25 protein-coding genes are annotated in these 24,375 nt (G+C 57.5%); 14 read left to right on the top strand and 11 right to left on the bottom strand.

The genetic code is table 11. The features are described 5' to 3' along the window. Window positions 1-49 precede the first annotated feature (49 nt). The 6 genes from RZ517_RS10070 (at window position 50) to RZ517_RS10045 (ending at window position 5,610) form a co-directional block, all read left to right on the top strand. Window positions 50-1,138: an OmpP1/FadL family transporter gene (locus RZ517_RS10070; RefSeq protein ID WP_338548084.1), complete on the top strand. Its 1,089-nt coding sequence runs from the start codon at window positions 50-52 to the stop codon at window positions 1,136-1,138. 121 nt (window positions 1,139-1,259) lie between these two features. Next, entirely contained in the window at window positions 1,260-2,120 is an 861-nt protein-coding gene (locus RZ517_RS10065; RefSeq protein WP_338548082.1) for an ATPase, read from the top strand. Between the two features lie 38 nt (window positions 2,121-2,158). Further along, entirely contained in the window at window positions 2,159-3,091 is a 933-nt protein-coding gene (gene metA / locus RZ517_RS10060; protein WP_338548081.1) for a homoserine O-acetyltransferase MetA, read from the top strand. A 19-nt stretch (window positions 3,092-3,110) separates the two neighbouring features. Then, window positions 3,111-4,085, top strand: a complete 975-nt coding sequence (locus RZ517_RS10055; RefSeq protein ID WP_338548079.1) for an alpha/beta fold hydrolase — start codon at window positions 3,111-3,113, stop codon at window positions 4,083-4,085. 45 nt (window positions 4,086-4,130) lie between these two features. Then, a complete protein-coding gene (gene ppk2, locus RZ517_RS10050; RefSeq protein WP_338548077.1) occupies window positions 4,131-5,000 on the top strand; it encodes a polyphosphate kinase 2 in 870 nt (289 codons plus the stop codon). Next, on the top strand, window positions 4,993-5,610 hold the full coding sequence (locus tag RZ517_RS10045) for a TetR/AcrR family transcriptional regulator (protein ID WP_338548076.1): 618 nt from the start codon (window positions 4,993-4,995) through the stop codon (window positions 5,608-5,610). Before ppk2 ends, RZ517_RS10045 begins: the two co-directional genes overlap by 8 nt. Here RZ517_RS10045 and RZ517_RS10040 read toward each other — a convergent pair whose 3' ends face one another. The 4 genes from RZ517_RS10040 to RZ517_RS10025 form a co-directional block, all read right to left on the bottom strand. Continuing rightward, a complete protein-coding gene (locus RZ517_RS10040; RefSeq protein WP_338548075.1) occupies window positions 5,611-7,605 on the bottom strand; it encodes an acyltransferase family protein in 1,995 nt (664 codons plus the stop codon). Between the two features lie 216 nt (window positions 7,606-7,821). Further along, window positions 7,822-8,316 carry a 30S ribosomal protein S9 gene (gene rpsI, locus RZ517_RS10035; RefSeq protein ID WP_338548074.1) on the bottom strand — a complete coding sequence of 165 codons (495 nt, stop codon included), beginning with the start codon at window positions 8,314-8,316 and terminating at the stop codon, window positions 7,822-7,824. Between the two features lie 3 nt (window positions 8,317-8,319). Then, a complete protein-coding gene (gene rplM, locus RZ517_RS10030; RefSeq protein WP_338548073.1) occupies window positions 8,320-8,778 on the bottom strand; it encodes a 50S ribosomal protein L13 in 459 nt (152 codons plus the stop codon). 178 nt (window positions 8,779-8,956) lie between these two features. Beyond that, on the bottom strand, window positions 8,957-10,276 hold the full coding sequence (locus RZ517_RS10025) for a PLP-dependent aminotransferase family protein (protein ID WP_338548070.1): 1,320 nt from the start codon (window positions 10,274-10,276) through the stop codon (window positions 8,957-8,959). A gap of 173 nt (window positions 10,277-10,449) precedes the next feature. On the opposite strand from RZ517_RS10025, the gene RZ517_RS10020 reads away from it, so the two are divergent. Continuing rightward, window positions 10,450-10,683, top strand: coding sequence for a DUF1127 domain-containing protein (locus tag RZ517_RS10020; RefSeq protein ID WP_338548068.1), 234 nt, complete (start codon window positions 10,450-10,452; stop codon window positions 10,681-10,683). A gap of 53 nt (window positions 10,684-10,736) precedes the next feature. Here RZ517_RS10020 and RZ517_RS10015 read toward each other — a convergent pair whose 3' ends face one another. Then, window positions 10,737-11,156 carry a PaaI family thioesterase gene (locus tag RZ517_RS10015; RefSeq protein ID WP_338548067.1) on the bottom strand — a complete coding sequence of 140 codons (420 nt, stop codon included), beginning with the start codon at window positions 11,154-11,156 and terminating at the stop codon, window positions 10,737-10,739. A 57-nt stretch (window positions 11,157-11,213) separates the two neighbouring features. On the opposite strand from RZ517_RS10015, the gene RZ517_RS10010 reads away from it, so the two are divergent. The 4 genes from RZ517_RS10010 to gluQRS are packed head-to-tail and all read left to right on the top strand — an operon-like array spanning window position 11,214 to window position 14,881. Continuing rightward, window positions 11,214-11,999, top strand: coding sequence for an enoyl-CoA hydratase (locus RZ517_RS10010; protein WP_338548065.1), 786 nt, complete (start codon window positions 11,214-11,216; stop codon window positions 11,997-11,999). 39 nt (window positions 12,000-12,038) lie between these two features. Beyond that, window positions 12,039-13,403: a methylenetetrahydrofolate--tRNA-(uracil(54)-C(5))-methyltransferase (FADH(2)-oxidizing) TrmFO gene (gene trmFO / locus RZ517_RS10005; protein ID WP_338548064.1), complete on the top strand. Its 1,365-nt coding sequence runs from the start codon at window positions 12,039-12,041 to the stop codon at window positions 13,401-13,403. 12 nt (window positions 13,404-13,415) lie between these two features. Further along, window positions 13,416-14,030 carry a class I SAM-dependent DNA methyltransferase gene (locus RZ517_RS10000; protein WP_338548062.1) on the top strand — a complete coding sequence of 205 codons (615 nt, stop codon included), beginning with the start codon at window positions 13,416-13,418 and terminating at the stop codon, window positions 14,028-14,030. Then, window positions 14,027-14,881 carry a tRNA glutamyl-Q(34) synthetase GluQRS gene (gene gluQRS, locus RZ517_RS09995; protein WP_338548060.1) on the top strand — a complete coding sequence of 285 codons (855 nt, stop codon included), beginning with the start codon at window positions 14,027-14,029 and terminating at the stop codon, window positions 14,879-14,881. The genes RZ517_RS10000 and gluQRS overlap by 4 nt, the downstream gene beginning before the upstream one ends. 44 nt (window positions 14,882-14,925) lie before the next feature. Here gluQRS and hisI read toward each other — a convergent pair whose 3' ends face one another. Further along, window positions 14,926-15,288 (bottom strand): phosphoribosyl-AMP cyclohydrolase, encoded by a 363-nt coding sequence (gene hisI / locus RZ517_RS09990; RefSeq protein WP_338548059.1) that lies wholly within the window; start codon window positions 15,286-15,288, stop codon window positions 14,926-14,928. A gap of 67 nt (window positions 15,289-15,355) precedes the next feature. On the opposite strand from hisI, the gene RZ517_RS09985 reads away from it, so the two are divergent. Beyond that, window positions 15,356-15,808, top strand: a complete 453-nt coding sequence (locus RZ517_RS09985; protein ID WP_338548058.1) for an iron-sulfur cluster assembly scaffold protein — start codon at window positions 15,356-15,358, stop codon at window positions 15,806-15,808. 208 nt (window positions 15,809-16,016) lie between these two features. Here the strand turns inward: RZ517_RS09985 and RZ517_RS09980 are convergent, their stop codons facing one another. The 5 genes from RZ517_RS09980 to RZ517_RS09960 form a co-directional block, all read right to left on the bottom strand. Continuing rightward, window positions 16,017-16,139, bottom strand: coding sequence for a hypothetical protein (locus tag RZ517_RS09980; protein ID WP_317054638.1), 123 nt, complete (start codon window positions 16,137-16,139; stop codon window positions 16,017-16,019). Window positions 16,140-16,314: 175 nt separating this feature from the next. Further along, window positions 16,315-18,405: an ATP-dependent DNA helicase RecG gene (gene recG / locus RZ517_RS09975; RefSeq protein ID WP_338548057.1), complete on the bottom strand. Its 2,091-nt coding sequence runs from the start codon at window positions 18,403-18,405 to the stop codon at window positions 16,315-16,317. Further along, entirely contained in the window at window positions 18,402-20,528 is a 2,127-nt protein-coding gene (gene ligA, locus RZ517_RS09970) for an NAD-dependent DNA ligase LigA (protein ID WP_338548056.1), read from the bottom strand. Before ligA ends, recG begins: the two co-directional genes overlap by 4 nt. A gap of 103 nt (window positions 20,529-20,631) precedes the next feature. Beyond that, the gene (ctrA, locus tag RZ517_RS09965; RefSeq protein ID WP_338548055.1) at window positions 20,632-21,348 is read right to left on the bottom strand and encodes a response regulator transcription factor CtrA; all 717 of its coding nucleotides are present in this window, start codon (window positions 21,346-21,348) and stop codon (window positions 20,632-20,634) included. An 87-nt stretch (window positions 21,349-21,435) separates the two neighbouring features. Beyond that, a complete protein-coding gene (locus RZ517_RS09960) occupies window positions 21,436-21,717 on the bottom strand; it encodes a DUF1153 domain-containing protein (protein ID WP_338548053.1) in 282 nt (93 codons plus the stop codon). 180 nt (window positions 21,718-21,897) lie between these two features. Here RZ517_RS09960 and mnmA point away from each other — a divergent pair, with 180 nt between their 5' ends. Both mnmA and RZ517_RS09950 read left to right on the top strand, forming a co-directional pair. Beyond that, window positions 21,898-23,034 (top strand): tRNA 2-thiouridine(34) synthase MnmA, encoded by a 1,137-nt coding sequence (gene mnmA, locus RZ517_RS09955; RefSeq protein ID WP_338548052.1) that lies wholly within the window; start codon window positions 21,898-21,900, stop codon window positions 23,032-23,034. A 38-nt stretch (window positions 23,035-23,072) separates the two neighbouring features. Then, complete coding sequence (locus RZ517_RS09950; protein WP_338548051.1) at window positions 23,073-24,092, top strand: ornithine cyclodeaminase family protein; 1,020 nt, start codon at window positions 23,073-23,075, stop codon at window positions 24,090-24,092. Window positions 24,093-24,375 lie beyond the last annotated feature (283 nt).

Here is a 24,375-nt window from a genome sequence, read left to right as displayed (position 1 = left end):
TTCGCCACGCAGTAATGTGCCTGCAATATCTCTGGAGGAGAGGGACAAGATGAAAAAGATTGCAGCGGCCGCCACCACTCTCGGCCTCGCAACAACCAGCGCATTTGCAGGCCAGATTGAACGTGACGGAGATCGGTCTCAAATCCTGTTTGAAGAGGGTAAAAATTATCTCGAGGCCACCGTTGCCAATGTCTCGCCAAGTATCAGCGGTACATTTATGGGTGTGGTCGGCTCAGGCAACATTCAGCAAAACTACACGCAGTTTTCGTTGGGCTACAAACACCAGATTAACGACAAATGGGCGTTTGCGTTGGTCGGCAACTCACCTGTTGGCGCTGACGTGTCTTACGCGCCCGGTACACCACACCCCTTCAGCGGAGGCAACGCCGAGGTCAACTCGCGTGCGCTCACTGGGTACCTGAAGTATCAGGCGACAGACCGCGTCAGCGTCTATGGCGGCCTGCGCGTTCAAGCTTTGAGCGGTAATGTTTTCATTCCCGCAGCAATTGTCCCTGCCAATGGTGGCGCGCCTTACACCCTTGCCGTGAATGACGACTATCAGGTGGGCTATGTTCTGGGCGGGGCTTACGAAATTCCAGACATCGCCTTGCGCGTGGCACTGACCTACGAGTCAGAGATCGAGCATAGCTACACAGACTCCACTGGCACCCCATTTGACGTGACTATCCCACAGGCAGCCACGCTGCATTTTCAAACTGGTGTTGCGGCAAATACCCTTGTCTTTGGCTCTGCCCGCTGGCGGGAATGGACCGAGTTTCAGATTGCGCCAGCCGATTTTGGTATCGCCGCAGTCGGTGCACCTGGCCCAGCTATCGCTTTCGGCACATCAGATATTTGGACCTTTGAACTTGGTGTCGGTCGTAAGTTTACCGAAAACTGGTCTGGTGCTTTCTCCATTGGCTATGAGGAAGACCAGAACGATATTGTCGGCAACCTGCAAGGCTTTGATGGGTACATTAGCTACGGCGTAGCTGTGAAATACGAAACCGAAGCCTATGAGTTCACAACGGGTATTCGTTACATCGATTTCGGTGACACGATTACCACAACGATCGGTGGTAACTTTAGCGGCAACGACGCCGTTGCGGTTGGGATGAAACTGGGCTTGCGCTTCTAAAGCGCGCCTCAGCGACACATTAAAACCCCGCCGCACCGGCGGGGTTTTTTCTTTTTCCCGAAGGCTTTGCATTTGACCAGGACTGCGGCTCTGGCTACCACATCTGCCAAGGAGAAGGCCGATGATCTATCTCTCAGCAAAAGATTGGCTCAACGCACCGCATAAGCGGGTGTTGTTCTATGGTATGTCGGGTCTGGGCAAAACACATCTGTCGAACATGCTGCGGGGCAGCGGCGACTGGTTTCATTACTCCATCGACTACCGCATCGGCACCCGCTACATGGGCGAGTGGATTGCCGACAATGCCAAGACTCATGCCATGCAGGTGCCGTTTCTACGGGACCTGCTGATGACTGACTCAATCTACATCGGCTCCAATATCACCTTTGATAACCTCTCACCGGTCTCGACTTATCTGGGCAAACCCGGTGATCCGGCCAAGGGCGGGTTGCCCATTGATGAATACCGCGTGCGTCAGGATCAGTTCCGCCGCGCCGAGATTAATGCGCTGGAGGACACAAGTTATTTCATCGAACGCGCCGGGCGGCTATATGGCTATCCCAACTTTGTCTGCGATACCGGCGGGTCGATCTGTGAATGGGTGGATGGCAACAATCCCGAAGATACTTTGTTAACAGAGCTTTCAAAGCACTGTCTGCTTGTGCGTATCCAGGGCGATGATCGCCACACGCAAGAGCTCATCCGTCGCTTTGACCGTGCCCCCAAGCCAATGTGTTACCAGCCTGAATTTCTTGAAGCTTGCTGGCGGGAATATTTGAGCGAAAACAACGTCTCAGAAGAGTCTGTTGATCCAGATAGTTTTATCCGCTGGACATATGCGCGCGCCCTGGCGCACCGTGCGCCACGGTATGAGGCCATGGCAAAATGGGGTGTGACCGTCACAGCCGACGAAGTTGCGGCTGTTACAGACGTTAACGCTTTCGAGAGCCTGATCGCACAGGCCCTTGAGCGTGCTGGCTGATCGTCTATGTAGACCGGACCGCGATAAAGGTCGATCCAATGCCGATTAAGCTTCCTGCCACCCTGCCCGCCTTCGACGTTCTCAGCAATGAGGGCGTGATGGTTATGGACGAAGATCAGGCGTCGCGGCAGGATATTCGTCCTTTGCGCATAGGGCTTTTGAACCTGATGCCCAAGAAGATCCAGACCGAGAACCAGTTTGCTCGGCTCATCGGGGCCACGCCTTTGCAAATTGACCTCTCGCTCATCCGCATGTCCGAGCACCGCACAAAAAATACAGCGGCCGAGCATATGGAAAGCTTTTATCGCCCCTTCACCGAGGTGGAGGCGACTGGCGAGAAATTTGACGGGCTGATCATCACCGGCGCGCCGATTGAGCATTTGGAGTTTGATGAAGTCACCTATTGGGACGAACTGCGCCGCCTCTTTGACTGGGCGCACACCCATGTGCATTCGACCTTCGGTGTCTGTTGGGGCGGCATGGCGATGATCAACCACATTCATGGTGTCAAAAAACATATGCTGGAGGCTAAGGCATTTGGCTGTTTTCGCCATCGCAACATGGCCTCTGCCTCGCCCTATCTGCGCGGCTTCTCTGATGATTGTGTCATTCCGGTGAGCCGCTGGACCGAGATGCGCCGCGACGAGATCATCGGCGTGGACGGCCTCAACATCCTGCTCGACAGCGATGAGGTCGGCCCTTGCCTGGTCGAGGACACCACCAATCATTCGCTCTATATCTTTAACCATCTGGAATACGACAGCGGCACACTGAAACAGGAATATGATCGTGACGTTGACAACGGCACGCCGATCAATGTGCCCTGCAATTACTACCCCGAGGATGACCCGGCCCGTGAGCCGCAGAACCGCTGGCGCAGCCACGCGCATCTGCTCTACGGCAATTGGATCAACGAGATTTACCAGTCCACGCCATTTGACAGCGCTCAGATTGGCCTAGCTTCTAAGTAAGCATGTAAGAGGCAGAGCAATGCGAAGTAAGGTTATTTGGGCAGCATTGGGCGCCGCCGCGCTATTGGCGGGCTGTGCGGGACTGGCCAGCAAACGCGAGCAAACGGCAGAGCAATCCCACCCGCCCATCGGACAGTTCGTAGATGTCGATGGCACACGTGTGCACGCCTGGGTGGCGGGTTCGGGCCCAGATCTTGTCTTGATTCACGGTGCAGGTGGCAATCTGCGCGACTTCACCTTTGATCTGGCGGAGAAACTGACCGACCGGTACCGCGTGATTGCTTTTGACCGTCCTGGTTTGGGCTACACCGAACGCCTGCCGGGTTTTGGTGGCCTAAACACTGTCGAAGGTGAAAGCCCTCTGCAACAAGCCGCCCTTTTGCAAAAAGCCGCCGCGCAGCTCGGTGTCAAACGCCCCATCGTTCTGGGCCATAGTTTTGGCGGCGCAGTCGCGCTTGCCTGGGGCCTGAACGCGCCTGACGACACAGCGGCACTGGTCCTGTTGGGAAGTGTCTCCAACCCCTGGCCCGGAGATCTGGGACGGTTCTATGACGTGACCGGCTCTGCCCTTGGCGGCGCCACCGCGGTGCCCCTTATCACGGTACTGGCGTCGCAATCCCGCATTGAACAAAGCGTGACCGATGTCTTCACTCCGCAAAAGCCCCCCAAAGGCTACGTGGATTATATCGGCGCGCCTCTCACCCTTCGCCGAGAAAGCCTGCGTGCCAATGGACAGCAGGTTGTCACGCTTCGCCCGCATATTGTCAGAATGTCTCAGCGGTATGCATCAGAACTTACCATGCCGGTGGAGATCATCCATGGCGATGCGGATACCACTGTGCCTCTCGACATTCACTCCAAGCCGCTCTCGGAACAGCTCAAGAACGGTAAACTGACGGTTCTTTCGGGCATCGGCCACATGCCGCATCATGCTGATCCAAAAACGACAATTGCCGCCATAGACCGCGCCGCAGCGCGCGCTGGATTGCGTTAAGCGGATTCACATTCCATAGTGACGGCAAACCCGAAGGAGGGGCGCATGGAGCTTCCATTTGACGGCGCGATCAGTGCTTTTTTCAAAGACGACGCCCCGGATGATATTCGCAATGCGATAAATCGAGGCGAAAAGGGTGAAATCCTGTCGCCAACCTACCCGCACTCAGACCGCATGCCGCGCAAGGCCTATGAGCAGGATCTGCTGAAGCTCCAGACCGAGCTGGTCAAGCTGCAGGCTTGGGTCAAAGAAAGCGGCGCGCGCGTTGTGTGCGTTTTCGAGGGACGGGATGCAGCTGGAAAAGGAGGCACAATCAAACGCTTCCGGGAATACCTTAATCCTCGCGGCGCCCGTGTTGTGGCTCTGTCCAAACCCACCGACAAGGAAGCCACGCAATGGTATTTCCAACGCTATATTGATCACCTGCCCGCGGCAGGTGAGATCATCTTTTTTGACCGCTCCTGGTACAATCGTGGCGTGGTGGAAAAGGTCTTTGGCTTTTGCACGGATGCGCAGCGTGAGCATTTCTTTGGCCAAGTGGGAGACTTTGAAAAGATGCTGGTGGATGAGGGCATTCACCTTTTCAAGTTCTGGCTCAACGTGGGGCGCGCCGAACAGCTGCGCCGGTTTTTAGGGCGTGAAGGCGATCTGCTCAAACAGTGGAAGCTCAGCTGGATCGATGTTGAGGGCCTGAAGAAGTGGGATGATTACTCAGCCGCTATTTCCGAAACGCTAAAGCGCTCTGACAGCGCGCATGCGCCCTGGACGATCATTCGCTCAGATGACAAGCGCCGCGCTCGATTAGAAGCCATCAGGCATGTTCTTCTCAACATCGATTACGACCGCAAGATCCCAAAATCAGTAGGCCAGCCCGACCAGTCCGTTTGTGCGGGCCCCGAGATCTGGGATGCCTAAACGCGGGTACCACCATGGCAATCTGCGTCAGGCCCTTGTTGAGGCTGCTCTGACGCTGATTGAGGCGAAGGGCCCCACCGGTTTCACCCTCTCGGAAGCGGCTAAGCAGGCGGGTGTAACCCCCGCGGCAGTCTACCGCCATTTCGCCGGGCGCGAGGACCTCATCGCCGAGGCCGCGCGGCAAGGTTATGTGATCTTCGCCGAGGCGATGGAACACGCCTATGAGAGCGGTCAGCCCTCTGCGCTCACCTCGCTAGAGGCAGCGGGGCGCGCCTATCTCACTTTTGCAAAAGATCACGCCGGACATTATATCGCGATGTTCGAAAGCGGCGTTTCGGTCAACCGAACTCCGGAGCTGGCCGCCATCTCTGGTCGAGCACGCGCCGTGTTGGAACACGCCGCTGAAGCCTTGTCGCATCATATTCCACCTGACCGCCGCCCGCCGCCCTCGATGGTCTCGGCGCATATCTGGGCGCTCAGCCACGGGGTCGTTGAGCTCTTCGCGCGTAATTCACCGGGCACACATTCCCCCTTCTCTCCTGAGGACCTTCTGGAATCTGGCATCGGCGTCTACTTGCGCGGCCTGGGTTTGTTGCCCAGAGATGGATAGTCACCTGCGCGTCCGCAGCCGCTCGGCCAGCAAAGGGCCAAGCGCCAGTGCCCCCTGCAACGACAGATGATCTGCATCCTTGTAATAGAGCACACCATCACGGAACCACGCATAGGTCTCGGCCTCTTCAAAAAAGTCATTGACCGACACAACCTGCGCCCCGTGCTCTTTGGCAGCCTCGATTAAAACGGTTTCCGAAAATTCCACCAGATCGCGATGCGTTTGAATGGGAATAAAGCTATGGGCAATTTCCGCCTCAACCTGCGCCGCGGGGAGATTTTTCAGAAGCGCTTGCGCTATCACATTATTCGGCAACTGAAGCTGTTGCGGTACCTGCCGCAAGAGAATGACCCGCAATCCGGCATCGCGATAAAACCGGATCATATTGTGCACACCTACCGTATAACTGGCGCGCCACGCCGCATCAGTCTGCGCACGGTTTTGCGGTGATTCACTCACCATGAAGCTGCGCTCCGCACGACTAAGGTCTCCAGGCGCAAACAGGCTCCAGCGCGCGGCAAGAATGACCGTATCTGCGCCCGAGGCAACAACCTGCTCGGCTAGAGATTGGGTGCTTTTGAAACACAGCTCCGCCTCGCGCCCAGCATAAACCAAATGAACGCCCATAAGGGGCGGACAGCCAGGTCGAATACCGCGCAAAATGCTCACGCCTTCCGCGTCCGAGACCGCCTCGAGGGCGGGCAAAATGGCTTGTGCGTGGCTGTCCCCCAAAAGCGCCCATGACACATCCGACGCATGCGGCGCAAAAACCGCACATAATACGCCATTTTTCATGTCCTCGGGGTTGGAACAGCTGTCCTTGGGCCGCGTGTCCAGCCGACGGTCTAATGCCGCGAAATACCTGTCGTCTCCACGCCCCTCAAGCCGCGATGAGAAGCCTTCGGTTTGCGCAGTCCAGGCCCCAAAAACACCGCTGGCGGCAATTCCGGTCAGACACACCGCAAAAAGCCCCCCACGCGCCGGAAGCCACGCCCGGGTGCGAAACGGGCGCTCGACAAAGCGCCATGACAGATATGCCAGCACCAAAGACAGCACAACACCGCCCGCCATCAGCAGCGCCGAGGGCTCACCCACCACCCGGATCCGCGCAAATGCAAAGATTGGCTGGTGCCAAAGGTAGGCACTATAGCTGATCAACCCGATCCCCACCATCGGGCCCCAAGCCAAAAGCCGCGCCGCCCATGTGCCCTGACTGGCAAAAAGGATGATGAGCATTGTGCCCACAACCGGAACCAGCGTGTAAACCGACGGAAACGGCACCCTTTCGTCATAGACAAAAACAGACGCAAGAATGAGACCAAGACCCAAAAGCCCCAGAAGGTCATGTCGCATCTGAGGGCGCGCATAGAGCAGCACCGCACAGATGGAGCCAGCCAAAAGTTCCCACAGGCGGGACGGCGAGAAAAAGAAATTTTGCGTTGGAAAATTGCGCCATCCCCACTCCGCCAAGGATAGCGACAGAACGGAAAGCATCAGAAAAACCCACAGAAATTTGGCCCGCACAAACGCGCCACAAGCCCAAAGCACTACCGGAAACAAAAGGTAATACTGCTCTTCGACCGCCAGGCTCCAGGTGTGCAAGAGCGGTCGCAGTTCTGAGGAGACATCAAAATATCCCGAATGCTCCAGAAAATGCACATTTGAGATAAAGAGCGCTGCAAAGGCAAAGGACCGTGCATAATCTTCAAACGGATCCGGCGCGATCCAGAACCAGGCAAAAGGCATTGTTGCAATGAGCACCAAAAAAAGCGCTGGTAATATGCGCCGCGCCCGGCGTTCATAGAAAGACCAGATTGAATAGGTTCCCGCCTCGCGCTCGGATATCAGGATTGTGGTGATCAGATAGCCAGAGATGACAAAGAAGACATCAACGCCCACAAAGCCACCACTGAAAACCGATACACCGGCGTGAAACAGGATGACAGGCAGCACGGCCACTGCCCTCAATCCATCTATTTCCCGCCGATACTGCATCTTTGCCCTTCCAAAGGTTAGCATGGGATGAAGCTGATCCAGGATAAACTTGCAACCAAAAAGCGTGGCCCAAAGTTACGCTGACGCAATGTCCCCATGTTACAAAAGTCGCAGAGGACTTTCACGACGTCCGCCTCTGGCTTCTTTCTTGTCACAAATACCCAAAAGAAAAAGGCCACCCCAAGGCGGCCCTCTCCAAATTCTTGTGACGGAAGCTTAACGCTTGGAGAACTGGAAGCTCCGGCGGGCTTTGCGCTTACCGTATTTCTTGCGTTCCACCACGCGGCTGTCACGCGTGAGGAAACCTGCCGCCTTGAGCGCCCCGCGCAAGGACGGATCATAAAGCTGCAGCGCTTTGGAAATGCCGTGCTTGACCGCACCGGCCTGACCCGAAAGACCGCCACCTTTTACCGTGGCCATCACGTCAAACTGATCGGTGACCCCGGCCACTTCAAAAGGTTGACGCAGGATCATTTGCAGCACGGGGCGGGCAAAATACTTGTCCTGCTCCTTGCCGTTGACAACGACCTTGCCAGAGCCAGGCTTGATCCAGACGCGGGCCACCGCGTCTTTCCGTTTGCCGGTGGCATAGGACCGACCCAATTCATCACGCACAGGTTCGCGTGGGGTTTCCGCTTCGGCCACCGGGGCCTCTGCACCGCCGTCGACAACGGCTTCGAGATCGTCGAGAGTTTTGATTTCGTCAGCCATCTCTTACACCCGCGTATTTTTCTTGTTCATGGATTTCACATCCAGCACTTCCGGGCTTTGCGCCTCATGCGGATGCTCGGTGCCGGCGTAAACGCGCAGATTGGTCATCTGACGACGCGCCAGCCGGTTCGAGGGCAGCATGCGCTTGACCGCTTGCATGACCACGCGCTCCGGATGTTCGCCTTCGAGGATTTGACCTGTGGTGCGCGACTTGATGCCACCCGGATAACCGGTGTGCCAGTAGTTGGGCTTTTCACGTTTATTGCCTGTGACCTGTACCTTGTCGGCGTTGATCACGATGACATTGTCGCCCATATCCTGGCTAGGCGTGAAGCTTGGCTTGTGCTTGCCGCGCAGACGCGTGGCAATGATCGAAGCAAGACGACCCAGAACGACGCCTTCGGCATCGATCACGATCCATTTCTTGTCGATATCTGCTGGTGTGGCAGAGTACGTTTTCATGTCGGAAACCTTTGTCGTTCCTGATTGATCTTGTGCATTGCAAGGCGCACAAGCGCCCGTGGATGCGATGGACGGGTTATATAGGTTGGAAATGTATGGTCAAGCAGCATAATGTTAAAATAAACTATGTAATACAATGACTTGAAAATATGGTAATATAATACCCCATAATCTCTGCTCACAAATCCACGTTCAACGGCGGCACTTCTAACAGGCATGACATTCTCTTCAAAGCGCCTTCAAACTTTGTCGCATCGCTATTGGGATCAAGGCTGATGCGCACGGCATTGGGGGCCTGACCATCTGGCAGGGCGAATTCATCAGCGGGTTTGACTCGGATGCCTTCCGCCTCACAGGCACGGGCAAAGGTCGACCCGCGCCAGCCTTGCGGCAGTTTCAGCCATAAAAACGGCAGTGTCTTGCGCCAGGCAATATCCCATTGCCCGAGCACATTCACTGCCACTCGGACCCGGTCACAGATGATGTCTTCGACTTGAGACCGGAATGTCTCGGCCTGTCCGGAGCGGATGAGAACGGCGGCAATGTCGAGAATGGGTTGCGGGATGCCATAAAAAGATGATTGCGCCACCTGTCGTGCTTGCGCCGAGAGTCCATGTGGCGCGACGGCATAGCCAAACCGAAGGGAAGCTGACACGGATTTGCTCAGCGATGAGACAAACCAGGCCCGCTCCGGGCAGAGTGCGCGGTAGGCAGGTGTTTCACTGCGGGTCACGCAATGGCAATCATCCTCAATGATCTGAAGCTGATATTTCCGCGCCAGGTTTGCGATCTGCTGTTTGCGCTCTAACGGGGTATGCGTCGTTGTCGGGCTATGGGCTTCGGGCGCTGTCAAAAGCACCTGCCCGCCATGGCGGCGCAGCAATTCCTCCAGCCGGTCTGGACGAATCCCATGCTCGTCCATCTCAACGCCAATCAGCTGCGCTCTGAGAAGCCGTGCTGCGTGGCGCACACCCGGATAGGCCAGCGATTCTGTCAGGATCACCGGCGTGGCCCCGTGCAAAATGGTCTGAAGCGCCATCATCACGGAATTCTGCGCGCCGAGTCCGAGGACCACCTCATCTGCGCCAAAGCGCCCTGCCCGGTCCACGCCAATCCACTGTGCCACCGCGGCACGCGCGGCATAGTCAGTCTGTACCGTGGGATAGTCGAGATAGCGATGCGCCCCGCCGCGGCCCAGTTCCATCATGACTTGGCGGATGTATGTGTCCTGCCCGATATCCGGGACACGCACCGCGCGGAAATCGAGATAGTCCGACGCCGTCAGGTTCAACAATGGATCATCCGGCAGTTCGGTGAACAGGCTTCCAGTAACAAAGGTGCCGCGGCCAACAGTGGTTTCCACCAGACCCTCTTCGGCCGCCATCTTGTAGGCACGCGCCACGGTGCCGGGTGTGATGCCGAGTTTCCATGCAAGGTCCCGCACTGGTGGTAGCCGTGTGCCGGTTTCCAGTGTGCCGGAGCGTATGGCATCACGCATTGATTGTATCAATACAATATACTTTGATTCGCCTTTCGTTCCGAGATCTGGCATCCATATTGTATCAGTCACAATGTTTTCCTCGCAGAATACAGGCGAATCTCTTACCTAATACACATCACAAACTGAATATTGTATCAATACAATTTCACTCAAGCGAAAGGACAAGGACCATGACAACCCTCACTCGATCCGACCGCGCAGCGCTAGAGCACCTGCGTGCCCATAGTTCCCTGCCAGTGCTGTCGCGCATCGCGGTGCAGGTGGCGTGGTGCGTCCTGCTGTGGAGCCAGAGACGCAAGTCGCGACGTGATCTGTCGCAACTCGACGATCACATGCTCAATGATATCGGCCTCTCCCCCCGTCAGGCCGAGCAGGAATACAACAAGTGGTTCTGGAGGCCCTGATCGTCCCCGACAGGCCCCTCTTCCACCTGGGCCGGAGTTTCTCCGGCCCTTTTTTATTTTGGCGGGATGGAGTAAGTCAGGCTAGCGCGCGCCACGGGTTTATCACTGCCTTCTGAGAAAAGAAGAACATCTCCTACCGCCAGGGCACGCCCAAGTTTGAGCAGCTTGCATTTGGCAATAAGATCCGCGTTCGCCACCGGCTTGCGCATGAAATCAATCGAGCAATTTGTCGTCACAGTTAGCGCCTCGGGTCCGATCATACCAAGCACAGCCACATACACAGCGACATCCGCCAGCCCGAACATGGATGGCCCGGAGACAGTTCCGCCGGGCCGCAGATGGCGTTCAGACACATTAAGGCGCATGGTGACGCCCATCTCTTCCAGCGCCTCGACGGTGAAATCTCCCTTCACCTGGGGAAAGACCTCATCAAAAAAGGCGGTCATCTCGTCGATGGTCATTTTGAGCGCCATGCTTTCCTCCCTGCCCGTCTCGCAGTAGAAGAATCACAGACGCAGCGGAGACACAAGATGACAATCCTCATTCGCGAAGATCAGGGCGCCGTGGCGCGGCTGACCATGAACCGGCCCGAGGCGCTCAATGCGCTGTCTGACGCCATGTTGGCTGCGCTGCATGAAGAGTTGGAGCGCATCTCAGAAGACCGCAACATTCGCGCTGTCGTCATTGGGGGCGCCGGCAAGGCATTCTGCGCAGGCCATGATCTCAAGGAAATGACCCAGGGACGACAGGCCGAGGATGGCGGAAAAGCCTATTTTGCTGACCTTTTCAACCGCTGCGCCAACGTGATGCGCTCCATTCGTGACTTGCCTCAACCAGTTATTGCCCAACCCCACGGCATTGCCACAGCCGCCGGGTGCCAGCTTGTCGCTGCCTGTGATCTGGCCATTGCCGCTGAAGGCACACGCTTTGGCGTTAATGGCGTCAATATCGGCCTTTTCTGTTCGACCCCGATGGTGGCTTTATCCCGTAACATTCCCCGCAAACAGGCCTTCGAAATGCTGACCACAGGCCAATTCATCAACACCGAGCGCGCCACAGCGATGGGCCTGATCAATAAGGCTGTCCCCGAGCAAGACCTTAACGCCGCCACACAAGAGTTGGCAGAGACCATCGCCGCCAAACTCGGGTCTGCTGTTAAGATTGGTAAAGAAGCCTTCTATCGTCAGCTCGAAATGGGCCTTGATGACGCCTATGACTACACCCGTGATGTGATGGTCGAAAACATGCTTTGGCGCGACACCGAGGAAGGCATCGCTGCCTTTATCGAAAAACGCCCGCCCGAGTGGACCCAATAGACCTTTTCAAACCAAGGCGAACGGCCTAGGTCCAGACCCATGGACAAAACCCTACATATCGTCGGCGGCGGCATGGCCGGATCTGAAGCCGCCTGGCAAGCGGCCAATATGGGCGTGCAGGTGATCCTCCACGAGATGCGCCCCAAGGTTGAAACCTTTGCCCACCAGACCGGCGATCTGGCCGAAATGGTGTGCTCCAACTCATTCCGCTCCGATGATGATGAGCAAAACGCCGTGGGCCTTCTGCATTGGGAAATGCGCGCGGCAAACGGGTTGATCATGAACATGGCCGACCGCCATCGCCTGCCTGCCGGGGGTGCCCTTGCGGTCGACCGAGAGGCATTTGCCCAATCCGTCACCGCCCGCCTGCGCACGCACCCCACGATTCGCATCGAGAACAGCGAGATCACCACCCTGCCCGAGGACGGACATTGGGTTTTCGCCACCGGGCCGCTCACTTCGGAAAAACTGGGCACGGCCATCGCCAACGAGACCGGGACTGACCGCCTCGCCTTTTTCGACGCCATCGCGCCCATTGTCTATTTTGACAGCATCGACATGTCCCGTGCCTGGATGCAATCGCGCTATGACAAGGGCGAGACCGAGGAAGAGCGCACCGCCTATCTCAACTGCCCGATGGATCGCGACCAGTACGAAGCCTTCATAGACGCGCTTCTGGCGGCTGACAAAACCGAGTTCCACGAGGGCGAGACCGCCACCTATTTCGACGGCTGCCTGCCCATTGAGGTGATGGCCGAACGCGGGCGTGAGACCCTGCGGCATGGTCCGATGAAGCCTGTGGGCTTGACCAATCCGCACTCGCCCGATGAGAAGCCGCATGCCGTGGTGCAGCTCAGGCGCGACAACGCGCTTGGCACGCTCTATAACATCGTGGGCTTTCAGACCAAGATGAAGTATGGCGCGCAAAATAATGTTTTTAAAAAGATTCCCGGACTTGAGAAAGCATCCTTCGCCCGCCTTGGTGGCATCCACCGCAATACATTCCTGAATGCTCCGACGCTTTTGGACAACCAGATGCGCCTGCGTTCCCGCCCCAATATCCGCTTTGCCGGACAAATAACGGGAGTCGAAGGCTATGTGGAGTCAGCTGCCATGGGCCTTTTGGCTGGGCGTTTGGCGGCGGCAGAAATGCGCGGGCATCCCTTGCCTGATATCCCGCAAGACAGCGCCATGGGTGCGCTTATCCACCACATTACCGGCGGCGCAGAGGCCAAGACCTTCCAACCTATGAATGTCAATTTTGGCCTATTCCGCCCCGTGGACGGCCTCAAAGGCGGGCGTCGCGGCCGGCGTGATCGCTACAAGGCCTACACAGACCGCGCCAAGGCAGCCTGGACAGAGTGGCTCACAAAATCGCAACTGGACGCCACTGCGTCGGTGTGATTTTCTGCCTTCATGGCAAAGCAATTTCTTGACGAGGCCTATCACCTCGATAGCGCCGAAGACACGCAAGCGCTCTATAATGACTGGGCCGCGAGCTATGATGCGGAAACCGGCGAAAACGGCTATGCCACGCCGGGCCGTCTGGCCGAGGCATTGGCCGAACATGTCGAGGATCTCACTGCGCCGATATTGGATTTCGGCTGTGGCACGGGCCTGTCGGGTCTTGCGCTGAAACTGGCCGGGTTCAAGACAATCGATGGCATGGACCCAAATGCCGAAATGCTGGCCCAGGCCGAGCCCAAGGGCGTTTACCGCACCCTCACCGAGATCGATGTCACCGATCCAAATCCAATCTCTCAAGGCAACTACGCCACCATCGCTGCGATTGGAGTGATTGGAACCGGGGCGGCCCCGCCTGAAACATTCGATCTTTTGATGAATGCGCTCGATCGCGGCGGGATCATGAGTTTCAGCTTTAACGACCATGCCATGGCCGATGCGTCCTACACCACGCGGCTGGATGAATGGGTCGATGGCGGCAAGGCGCGGCTGGTCTATAGCGCCTATGGCCCGCACTTGCCTAAGCGCGACATAAACTCTACCATTTATATCCTTGAAAAAACGTGACATTCCGAACCCGCTTTGCGCCATCCCCAACTGGTCCACTGCATCTGGGGCACGCCTACTCTGCGATTCTGGCGCATGACATGGCGATGGCGGAAGGTGGCGTTTTTCATCTGCGCATTGATGACATCGATCAAAGTAGGGCCCGACGCGAATGGGAGACGCAGATTTATGACGATCTGCACTGGCTGGGCCTGACATGGCCGGACCCTGTTTGGCGGCAGTCCGAGCGTCTTGAGCATTACCGTTCCGCACTTCAAGCCCTTTGGGACCATGGACTTCTGTTCCCCTGCACCTGCTCACGCGCCGACATCCGCGCCGCTGCCGCAGCCCCGCACGAAGGCGCGCCGTTGCATGGACCTGATGGTATTGTCTATCCCGGCACGTGCCGTCCCGACACCCCACCTCGTGGCCCGATGCCCGATACCGCGCTCAGGCTTGATATCGCCCGGGCGCTGGCGGTGCTCGACACACCGCTTTATTTCAAGGAAACAGGCCGTTGCCCGGACGGTTTAAACGGCAACACTACACCAAAAGACATGATCCAACGCGTGGGCGATGTTGCGCTGGCTCGCCCCGGCATGAGCGCCTCATACCACCTTTCTATCGTCATTGACGACGCCGATCAGAACATCACGCATGTGATCCGTGGTCAGGATCTATTTGCCGCCACGCAAATCCATGTCCTGCTGCAACGCCTCTTGGGCTCACCCACACCGATTTACCACCACCATCACCTGATCCGGGATGAGGCTGGCAAACGCCTTGCCAAACGCGACGACGCCCGGAGCCTTGCCACCTACCGGGATGCTGGTAAAACGCCATCAGATATCAGAGCCATGGTCGGCCTCTGACCCCGTCTTTCACTGTTCGCCAAATACTCCCGCCGGAGGCGGCGCTACGCGTTCAAAGGCGCCATGATTTCCACTTCCTCACCATCCTGAACAGAGGTGTAAAAACAACTGCGCCTGTAAGTGTGGCAGGCCGCTCCGGTTTGGTTGATCCGCACCAAAACACAATCGCGGTCACAATCCACGCGGAACTCTACCAGCTCTTGCACATGTCCTGACGTTTCGCCCTTGATCCAAAACGCCTGCCGTGACCGGCTCCAATAGGTGACACGGCCCGTAGCGAGCGTTTTTGCCACGGCCTCGGCATTCATCCAGGCCATCATGAGCACATCGCCGGTCTCCGCATCCTGCGCGATGGCCGGGATCAAACCCTGATCGTTGTAACGAAGTGTCGCGGGATCAAACTCCATGGCGAAAAACCTTTTGCAAGCCGGTGTGATGGCCTTATCTATGGGGTGAAACATAAAAGGGAAAGCCATGAGCGGCGAAACCGACCTGATCAAACTCTATTCGACGCGCATTCTTGAGCTGGCGGCGGATATTCCGCATCACGGACGGCTTGATGCGCCAGATGCGACGGTCAAACGCCGGGCGCCGCTTTGCGGGTCCACCGTGACAGTTGATCTGACGACAGATGGCAACATGATCAAAGACTATGCCGCCGAGGTCAAAGCCTGCGCTTTGGGTCAGGCCGCAGCAAGTGTTGTGGGTGGCGCGATTGTTGGCTGCACGCTGGATCAGGTCATCGAGGCGCGTGATGCGCTCAAAACCATGCTGAAATCGGATGGTCCCACTCCACCGGCCCCCTTTGACGGGCTAGAGGTTCTGCGTCCTGCGCGGGACTACAAGAACCGCCATGCCTCGATCCTGTTGACTTTAGAAGCGACGGTTGAGGCCATGCAAGACGCCCGCGCCTCCGCGTGCAGTTAAGCGCAAATTTTTTCAAAAAAATTTCCTCCGCATAAAAAAACCGCCGCGCGCTGTGATAGCGGCGGCGGAAGGAATGCGGGTGTCCGGTGCGGGCTCAGTGGAAGAGGCAAGCAACTCTGAGCAACGAGGCAGTATCACGCAGGCGTCGATAAGGGGACAGGAGACGCGGGCGTTTGACGGGCACGGGACGGTCGCAGGCAGATACGATTTACAATAAACCAGGCAGATAGAGACCACCCACCAGTGTGACCATCAGCGCGGCAGCGCCGATGAAATCCCCCAACAGTGTTTCGCGAGACTCTTTGGCAGCGAGTTTGATCTGGTTAAGCATGGCGGTCACTCTCGATGTTTTGTTCTTTTTGTTGCTTATTTGTTCTCATTTTGAGGTGTTGTTGTAAAGAACTTTTTAAGAACATTTGTGTACTTATTGGCATTTAAGGCATCAAGGCTCTGTTTCTAAACGAAACTTTTTAGAGCATAATGTGCCAATTGATTTTCAGGCGCGTTTAGCCGACCCCGATGAGCCGGATGGCCTCATCCTGTCCCATCAGCCACAAAAGCGTACGCGCAGCCTTGCCTCGCGGGCTTTCCAACGATTCATCATCGGCCAGCAACTTGCGCGCATCAGATTGCGCCACATCCATCAGAGCCGTTTGTGTTTCCATATCCGCCACGCGAAACCGTGGCAGCCCGGATTGTGCCGTGCCAATCAGGTCGCCGACGCCACGCATCTCAAGATCTACTTCGGAAATGCGAAATCCGTCCTCGGTCTCGCGCATCGTCTCCAGCCGCTTCTGACCGCTTTCGCTCAGTGGTGGTTGATACATCAAAAGGCAGGTCGATTGCGCGGCCCCGCGCCCGACCCTGCCCCGCAGCTGGTGCAACTGCGCCAGACCAAAGCTCTCGGCGCGCTCAATCACCATGATGGACGCATTGGGCACATCTACGCCCACTTCAATCACCGTTGTGGACACCAGAACGCTTGTTGCGCCGTTTTGAAACGCGGCCATGGCGGCGTCCTTGTCGTCATTGGGCATTTGCCCATGCACCAATCCGACGGTTCCTTCCCCCAGAGCCGCGCGCAGGGATTTGAACCGTTCCTCGGCACTCGACAGATCAAGCGTTTCGCTTTCCTCAACCAGCGGACAGACCCAATAGGCTTGCCGCCCCTCGGCAATGGCTTTGCGCAGGTGATCCACCACCTCATCCATCCGGGCCATGCTGCTAAGAGCGGTGGTTACCGGTTTGCGTCCGGGCGGTTTTTCATCCAGCACGCTTACATCCATGTCACCATATTGCGCCAGTGCCAGACTGCGTGGGATGGGAGTTGCCGTCATCACCAGCACATCCGCCGCCGCGCCCTTGCGCCCCAGTTCCAGCCGCTGGCGCACGCCAAAGCGATGTTGTTCATCAACAATCGCCAATCGCAGGTCGGCAAATTCAACGTCTTTCTGAAACACCGCATGGGTGCCCACAAGGATCTGAATATCCCCGCGTTTCAACGCCTCCAGCTTGGCGCGCCGCTCGGCTCCCTTGTCGCGGCCTGTCAGGATTTCCAATACCACGCCTGCCGCTTCGGCCAGCGGCTGCAGCCCGGCCAGATGCTGACGCGCGAGGATCTCTGTGGGGGCCATCATCACGCCCTGCCCGCCACCTTCAACCGCAATCAAAAGCGCCATGAGCGCCACCAGCGTCTTGCCCGACCCTACATCACCCTGCAGCAAACGGCTCATGCGTTGCGGGGCCGCCATATCCGCCGCGATATCGGCAATGGCGCGGCTTTGTGCGCCTGTGGGGGTGTAGGGCAGCACGGCCTGCACCTCGGCTTGCAACGCGCCGGTGCCTTGGGTCACGCGGCCCTTGCCGCGTCGCATTTTGGCTCGGGCCAAGGCGAGCGTGAGTTGATGCGCCATGAACTCATCATAGGCTAGACGCACCCGGGCAGGATGTGACGGGGCCAAATCGGCGTTTGACGTGGGGCTATGCGCAGCCTCAATCGCGGCGTGCCAATCGGGCCAACCTTCGCGTGCCTTCTGTGCCGCATCAATCCATTCCGGCAGCTCTGGTGCGCGTGCCAGCGCAGAACGCGTCGCCTTGGTCATAACCTTTTGCGTTATCCCGGCGGTCAAGGGGTAAACCGGCTCGTAGTCGGGAATGTCATTCGCTTCTTCGACGGGCAGAATGTGATCCGGATGCACAATCTGCGCCATGCCATCAAAAAGCTCGGCCCGCCCGGAAATCACCCTGCGTGCTCCCGTCGGAAGAATACGGGACAGGTAATCAGAGCGGGCATTAAAGAAAACCAGTTGGAACGCCACTTTCGCATCTTCCACATGCACGCGATATGGCCCACCCTTGCGGCTGGGGGCTTGATGCCGTCCTACGGTTACTTCGACGGTCACCACGCCGGGCAATTTAGCGCCCTGCACGCTCTCGCGTTTACGTCGGTTGAGCCCGGAATGCGGCAGGTTCAGCAGCATGTCGCGCGGCACATGCACATCCATCGCGTCCAATGTCTTCGCAATCTTCGGTCCCACACCTTCCAGCGTTTCGAGGTCCGCAAAAAGCGGGAACAGGATTTCGGGCCGTGTGCTCATGCCTCTCCGATCAGATCGAGCCAGCCGTCTTCGTCGATCATTTCAATGCCCAGGCTTTCGGCCTTTTTGGCTTTACTGCCTGCGCCCGGACCGGCCACAACAAGATCGGTTTTAGCGCTCACAGAACCGGACACCTTGGCACCCAGAGCCTCGGCGCGCGCCTTGGCCTCGGCGCGGGTCATTTTTTCAAGTGTTCCGGTGAAAACAACCGTTTTGCCTGCCACAGGGCTGTTACCCGTGCTGGGCGCTTGCGCCATCTCAACATCCAGATGCGCGGTCAACCGGTCGATGCTGGCCCGTTCTTCGCCCTGAGCAAAGGCCGTGACCAGACTGCGCGCCATGACCTCTCCGACGCCATCAATCCCCAAGAGCCGCTCCCATTCCGGGCCGTCCTGACCCGCAGCGGCATCCATCGCGGCGGTGAACTCGCTCCACGCGCCATAGGTGCGCGCAATGAGGTTGCTGGCCTGTTCGCCGACATGGCGGATGCCCAAAGCAAAGAGCAGACGGCCAAAGTGGATGCTGCGCTTGTCTTCAATAGCCTGAAACAAGTTCTCGGCGCTCTTTGCGCCCCAGCCATCGCGATTGGCCAGTTTCGACAGGTTGGACGCATCGCGTGTAGCCAGAGTGAAGATGTCAGCAGGCTCTTTTACGGGCAGCTGATCGTCGCGATAGAACATCTCCACCTGCTTGGCTCCCAGCCCTTCGATGTCAAAGGCGGCGCGGCTGACGAAATGCTTAAGGTTCTCCACCGCTTGAGCCGGGCAAATGAGACCGCCGGTGCAACGGCGCACGGCGTCCCCTTCTTCCCGGATCGCGTCAGAGCCGCATTCGGGGCAAACCTTCGTAAACTCGTAGGGCGCGGCATCCTTGGGCCGTTTGCCCAAGTCCACATCGGCCACTTTCGGGATCACGTCACCGGCGCGGTAGACCTGCACCCAGTCGCCTACGCGGATATCCTTGCCGTCCCGAATGCTCTGCCCCTTGCTGTCGAGGCCCGTGATGTAGTCCTCATTATGAAGGGTGGCGTTGCTGACCACCACGCCGCCCACCGTGACGGGCTGCAGCCGCGCCACCGGAGAGAGCGCGCCGGTGCGGCCCACCTGAATGTCGATGGCCTCTAGCCGGGTCCAGGCCAGTTCGGCGGGAAATTTATGCGCCGTGGCCCAGCGGGGTGTGGTGGAGCGAAAGCCAAGGCGGCGCTGTAGGTCAAGGTCGTTCACCTTGTAAACCACACCGTCAATGTCATAGCCGAGGCCGGCGCGCTGTTGTTCGATAGTGGCGTAATGCGCGAGCATATCAGATGTGCCATCGCAGAGCCGCGTTAGCGGGTTGGTGGTAAAGCCGAGCTGATCCAACCTCTCAATCGCACCCATTTGCGTGTCGGCCAGCGGCGCGGAAATCTCGCCCCAGGCATAGGCAAAGAACCGTAGAGGCCGGGTTTTGGTGATATTGGAATCCAACTGCCGCAGTGACCCGGCCGCAGCGTTGCGTGGATTGGCGAAGGTCTTGCTCCCCGCTTCTGCCTGCCGCACATTGAGCGACTCGAAATCGGCATGGCTCATATAAACCTCGCCGCGCACTTCAAGAATATCAGGCGCGCCGGTGATCTCCTCGGGGATATCCGCGATTGTGCGAGCATTGGCAGTAACGTTTTCGCCCACAGCGCCATCCCCGCGCGTCGCCGCCTGTACCAGCCGCCCTTCCTCATAGCGCAGCGACAGGCTCAGCCCGTCGATCTTTGGCTCGGCGGTGTAAGCCAGCGGTGCATTCGCGCCTAGCCCCAGATAGCGCCGGATACGATCATCAAAATCAGCGATATCTTCTGCGTCAAAGGCGTTTGAGAGGCTGAGCATGCGCACCGCATGGGTGATCTTGGCGAAGCCTTCGGCCGGGGCTGCGCCGACTTGTTCGCTCGGGCTGTCGGCGCGTTTGAGATGGGGAAAACGCTCTTCGATGGCCAGATTGCGCGCCTTGAGCGCGTCAAATGCGGCGTCCGAGATGTCAGGCGCATCATCGCGATGATAGGCGGCATTGGCTCGGGCGATTTCATCGGCCAGACGCGTCAGCTCTGCCTTGGCCTCGGCGTCGTTGAGCTGATCCACCGCAACGTTTTGCGCCATGCGCCCCTCCGAATGACAAAAGGCCGGAGGCCCGGCCCATTGCTCAGAGTGTTAAGACGCGACGCGCCCGAGGTCCAGCCTTTCAGGCTTTGGGCAGCGACACTTAGGCGCCGACGGCCACGCGAGGTTCGGACGCTTCCTTTGGTTCGGGGTCTCGCAGCACATAGCCGCGCCCCCAAACTGTCTCGATGTAGTTTTCGCCGTCCGTGGCCTCGGCCAGCTTTTTGCGCAACTTGCAGATGAACACATCGATGATCTTCAACTCTGGCTCGTCCATGCCGCCGTAAAGGTGGTTGAGGAACATTTCCTTGGTCAGCGTCGTCCCCTTGCGCAGGCTCAAAAGCTCAAGCATCTGGTATTCCTTGCCTGTCAGATGCACGGTTTTGCCGTCTGCCTCAACGGTTTTGGCGTCGAGATTCACGCTCACCATGCCAGTTTTGATAATGGATTGTGAGTGCCCCTTAGAGCGGCGAATGATGGCGTGTATGCGTGCAACGAGTTCTTCACGGTGGAACGGTTTCGTTAGATAGTCATCTGCGCCAAACCCGAAACCCTTAATCTTGTTCTCGGTGTCATCCGCCCCCGACAGAATCAGAATCGGCGTATCCACGCGCGCCAGGCGCAGCTGGCGTAACACATCATGCCCATTCATGTCCGGCAGCCCAAGATCAAGCAGGATCAAATCGTAATCATACAGTTTGGCAAGATCGACCCCCTCTTCGCCAAGGTCGGTTGTGTACACGTTGAGATTGGCGTGCGTCAGCATCAGCTCGATGCTTTTGGAGGTATTTGGATCGTCTTCTACCAGAAGGACGCGCATGTTTCAGTCTCCACTTTAATATCGCTTGCCGCAGCTTGGCGAGAATTGGTTAACTGTCGGTTACTTGAATGGAACAAATGTTGCACACTACCTTAAGTTGTTTTTTCGATTGTGTCTAGTGGCTTTGAGCGAGTCTAGGTTGTCACATCTAATTGCATGCTCCCATTCGCTTAATTCTTCCTCACTCAGGGAATACCTGGTCATCGCATCTTCTTGACTGATCAAGCCGTACCTAACTGCACTAACAACTTTAAGTTTACGTGATATAACCCATCTTTGCGTATTTTCCGGCGGAAGATCGGCCAGCGTCAACACATCGCCCCCCGGAAGTGTCACTGTTCGCGGTCCGTTTGCTTTTTTTAAATACATGGAATTCACCCCTTAGATTACCGGGGCATCATGGCTGCAAGCCTTTAATAGGGCCTGAAATGAGCGCCACTGAGTGATTCAGATTTTCTTAAACACCAACGCGCCTGGTCGGCGCATCCACAGGGTTAACTTTGCCTCGAAATCCCCTATATAAACGCCGCGAGACCCCGGAGAGATTTCATGCCCCTCGATCCTGCCTTGAATTCACTTGGCTTTGCCAAGCCGCCAGCCGAGACGCGTGTCGTCGTGGCCATGTCGGGCGGCGTGGACAGCTCGGTTGTGGCCGCGCTGCTGGCCGAGGAAGGGTACGATGTGGTGGGCGTGACGCTGCAGCTTTATGATCATGGCGCGGCTCTGGCCAAAAAAGGCGCCTGTTGCGCAGGTGTTGACATTCACGACGCCCGGCGTGTGGCCGAAGAGATGGGGTTTCCGCACTATGTGCTGGACTATGAGAACATCTTTAAGGATGCCGTCATTGATGAGTTTGCCGACAGTTACCTGGCGGGGGCCACGCCGGTGCCCTGTATTCGGTGCAACGAGCGCGTGAAGTTCAAGGATCTGCTGGAAACGGCCAAGGATCTTGAGGCCGATTGCATGGCCACCGGGCACTATATTCAGCGTAAGCTGGGAGATTTTGGACCAGAGTTGCATTGTGCCGCCGATGCGGCGCGCGATCAGTCCTATTTTCTGTTCTCAACCACACCGGAACAGCTGGCTTTTCTGCGCTTTCCCTTGGGACATCTGGAAAGCAAGGCCGAAACCCGGGCATTGGCGGCCAAATACGGCCTGCCCGTAGCCGACAAACCCGACAGTCAGGACATCTGCTTTGTGCCCAACGGTGATTACGCCTCGGTTATCGAAAAGCTGCGCCCCGGCGCGGCCGATCCCGGTGAGATCGTGCATGCCGATGGCCGGGTGCTGGGCACGCATGAGGGCGTCATTCACTACACCATTGGCCAGCGTCGCGGTTTGGGCATCGGCGGGCTAAGTGAGCCGCTGTACGTGGTCAAACTCGATGTTGACGCCAAACAGGTGATTGTTGGACCAAAAGAGATGCTGGCCACGCGACAGGTGCCGGTACGCGAGATCAACTGGCTGGGCGATGTGGGCTTTGACACCCAATCGGAGTGGCATGTCTCAGTAAAGGTCCGGTCCACTCGCCCACCCCGTGAGGCGGTGATCCGGCCTTTGTCGGCAACCACAGCCGAAGTCGAGCTTCTGAACCCCGAGGAAGGCATTTCTCCGGGTCAGGCCTGTGTGTTCTATGAAACCAGAGGAACACGAATTCTGGGTGGCGGGTGGATCTGGAAAGGGTAGGCTTGTTTTCCCGGTGACGGGCTGTTTAGCTGCCTCACATGACTGCGCCAGCCGATACACCCCCTGTCTATATCGACTATCTCAACCGCTTCGACATCGATCAGCTCGGCTTTGCCGATGCCGATATCCTGGGCGCTGTCGAGGATGCGTTGCGTATGCAAGGTTTGGGTGAGACCGTGATTGAGCCGCGGACGCATATTCGCCCCAAGGCCGGAGTTGAGGGGCATTTTAACGTATTGCGCGGCTGGATTGGCGGCGAAGTTGATAGCGCGGGCACAAAGGTCGTGGGTGATTTTGTCGACAACTATCGAGACGGCAGACCATCGGAATATGGGCTGCTGACGCTGTTTGATCCGCGCACCGGTTCGCCCAAGGCGCTAATTGATGCCACCGGCATCACCGAGATGCGTACTGGCGCAATGACAGCTCTTGGGGCGAAGTACCTTGGACCGGACAAGCCCAAGGTGCTGGGTCATATCGGCGCGCGCGGTACGGCTTATTGGAATGTGCGGCTTCTCTGTCATCTCTTTGACTTTGACGAGGTGCGCGTGCATTCAAGGCGAAAAGAAAGCCGTGAGGCGTTCGCCGAAACCCTGCGCCGGGATTTGGGGCGCGAGATTATCGTAACAGACGACTGGCAAAGTTGTCTTGACGGTGCCGATGTCATGGTCGAGGCCTCACGCCTTTCCGAGCCGACGCCGCTCTTAAAGACCCCATGGATCAAGCCCGGCGCGCTTGTGATCCCCTATGGCACCATGTCTGCTGTGGAACTGAACCTGACCGACATCATGGACAAAGTGGTGATGGATGACTGGGGTCAGGCGCATGGCATCTTCGGCGCGCTCCGCGAGCATGTGGATCAGGGCAAGCTCACCGCTGAGACCCTGCATGCCGAGCTGGGCCAAATCGTGGCGGGCGTAAAGCCGGGCCGCGAGAGTGCGGAGGAGACAATCCTCTTCTGGCACCGGGGGCTGGCTTTGTCGGACATCGCATTGGGGCACGCGATGTTGGCTCGTTCGAAGGAACGAGGGCTTGGACAGCGGTTGCGGTTTTATTGAACAAATTCAGCGACAAATTAGCTGTCAAATCAGACCCGTTATATGGTTTCCAAAGGCTGGTTTGGGCGGCGGGGCAACGGGTCGACCAACACATGCGTCAATTCACTCCGCCCAGTGCTGACTCGTTGGGGCTGCGCCCATAGAGGCTATCGGTTGACAAAAAAACCAAATGCAATTTCGTATCATGTCCACACGACTCCCATAGGCTTTCGTAGGTTGTCACCGGCGAAATTAATAGCGATGATAAGTGACGCGGTGGGATCATCTTGTCATGCGATCAAGA

Source organism: Roseovarius sp. S88 (genome assembly GCF_037023735.1).
Classification (GTDB): domain Bacteria; phylum Pseudomonadota; class Alphaproteobacteria; order Rhodobacterales; family Rhodobacteraceae; genus Roseovarius; species Roseovarius phycicola.
Note: the sequence above shows the minus strand (reverse complement) of the source record. Positions and strands in the feature narration are given on the sequence as shown.

Coding starts and splice junctions, on each gene's coding strand:
- RZ517_RS10070 (WP_338548084.1), top strand. CDS start 50: ATGAAAAAGATTGCAGCGGCCGCCACCACTCTCGGCCTCGCAACAACC.
- RZ517_RS10065 (WP_338548082.1), top strand. CDS start 1,260: ATGATCTATCTCTCAGCAAAAGATTGGCTCAACGCACCGCATAAGCGG.
- metA (WP_338548081.1), top strand. CDS start 2,159: ATGCCGATTAAGCTTCCTGCCACCCTGCCCGCCTTCGACGTTCTCAGC.
- RZ517_RS10055 (WP_338548079.1), top strand. CDS start 3,111: ATGCGAAGTAAGGTTATTTGGGCAGCATTGGGCGCCGCCGCGCTATTG.
- ppk2 (WP_338548077.1), top strand. CDS start 4,131: ATGGAGCTTCCATTTGACGGCGCGATCAGTGCTTTTTTCAAAGACGAC.
- RZ517_RS10045 (WP_338548076.1), top strand. CDS start 4,993: ATGCCTAAACGCGGGTACCACCATGGCAATCTGCGTCAGGCCCTTGTT.
- RZ517_RS10040 (WP_338548075.1), bottom strand. CDS start 7,605: ATGCAGTATCGGCGGGAAATAGATGGATTGAGGGCAGTGGCCGTGCTG.
- rpsI (WP_338548074.1), bottom strand. CDS start 8,316: ATGGCTGACGAAATCAAAACTCTCGACGATCTCGAAGCCGTTGTCGAC.
- rplM (WP_338548073.1), bottom strand. CDS start 8,778: ATGAAAACGTACTCTGCCACACCAGCAGATATCGACAAGAAATGGATC.
- RZ517_RS10025 (WP_338548070.1), bottom strand. CDS start 10,276: ATGCGTGATGCCATACGCTCCGGCACACTGGAAACCGGCACACGGCTA.
- RZ517_RS10020 (WP_338548068.1), top strand. CDS start 10,450: ATGACAACCCTCACTCGATCCGACCGCGCAGCGCTAGAGCACCTGCGT.
- RZ517_RS10015 (WP_338548067.1), bottom strand. CDS start 11,156: ATGGCGCTCAAAATGACCATCGACGAGATGACCGCCTTTTTTGATGAG.
- RZ517_RS10010 (WP_338548065.1), top strand. CDS start 11,214: ATGACAATCCTCATTCGCGAAGATCAGGGCGCCGTGGCGCGGCTGACC.
- trmFO (WP_338548064.1), top strand. CDS start 12,039: ATGGACAAAACCCTACATATCGTCGGCGGCGGCATGGCCGGATCTGAA.
- RZ517_RS10000 (WP_338548062.1), top strand. CDS start 13,416: ATGGCAAAGCAATTTCTTGACGAGGCCTATCACCTCGATAGCGCCGAA.
- hisI (WP_338548059.1), bottom strand. CDS start 15,288: ATGGAGTTTGATCCCGCGACACTTCGTTACAACGATCAGGGTTTGATC.
- RZ517_RS09985 (WP_338548058.1), top strand. CDS start 15,356: ATGAGCGGCGAAACCGACCTGATCAAACTCTATTCGACGCGCATTCTT.
- RZ517_RS09980 (WP_317054638.1), bottom strand. CDS start 16,139: ATGCTTAACCAGATCAAACTCGCTGCCAAAGAGTCTCGCGAAACACTG.
- recG (WP_338548057.1), bottom strand. CDS start 18,405: ATGAGCACACGGCCCGAAATCCTGTTCCCGCTTTTTGCGGACCTCGAA.
- ligA (WP_338548056.1), bottom strand. CDS start 20,528: ATGGCGCAAAACGTTGCGGTGGATCAGCTCAACGACGCCGAGGCCAAG.
- ctrA (WP_338548055.1), bottom strand. CDS start 21,348: ATGCGCGTCCTTCTGGTAGAAGACGATCCAAATACCTCCAAAAGCATC.
- RZ517_RS09960 (WP_338548053.1), bottom strand. CDS start 21,717: ATGTATTTAAAAAAAGCAAACGGACCGCGAACAGTGACACTTCCGGGG.
- mnmA (WP_338548052.1), top strand. CDS start 21,898: ATGCCCCTCGATCCTGCCTTGAATTCACTTGGCTTTGCCAAGCCGCCA.
- RZ517_RS09950 (WP_338548051.1), top strand. CDS start 23,073: ATGACTGCGCCAGCCGATACACCCCCTGTCTATATCGACTATCTCAAC.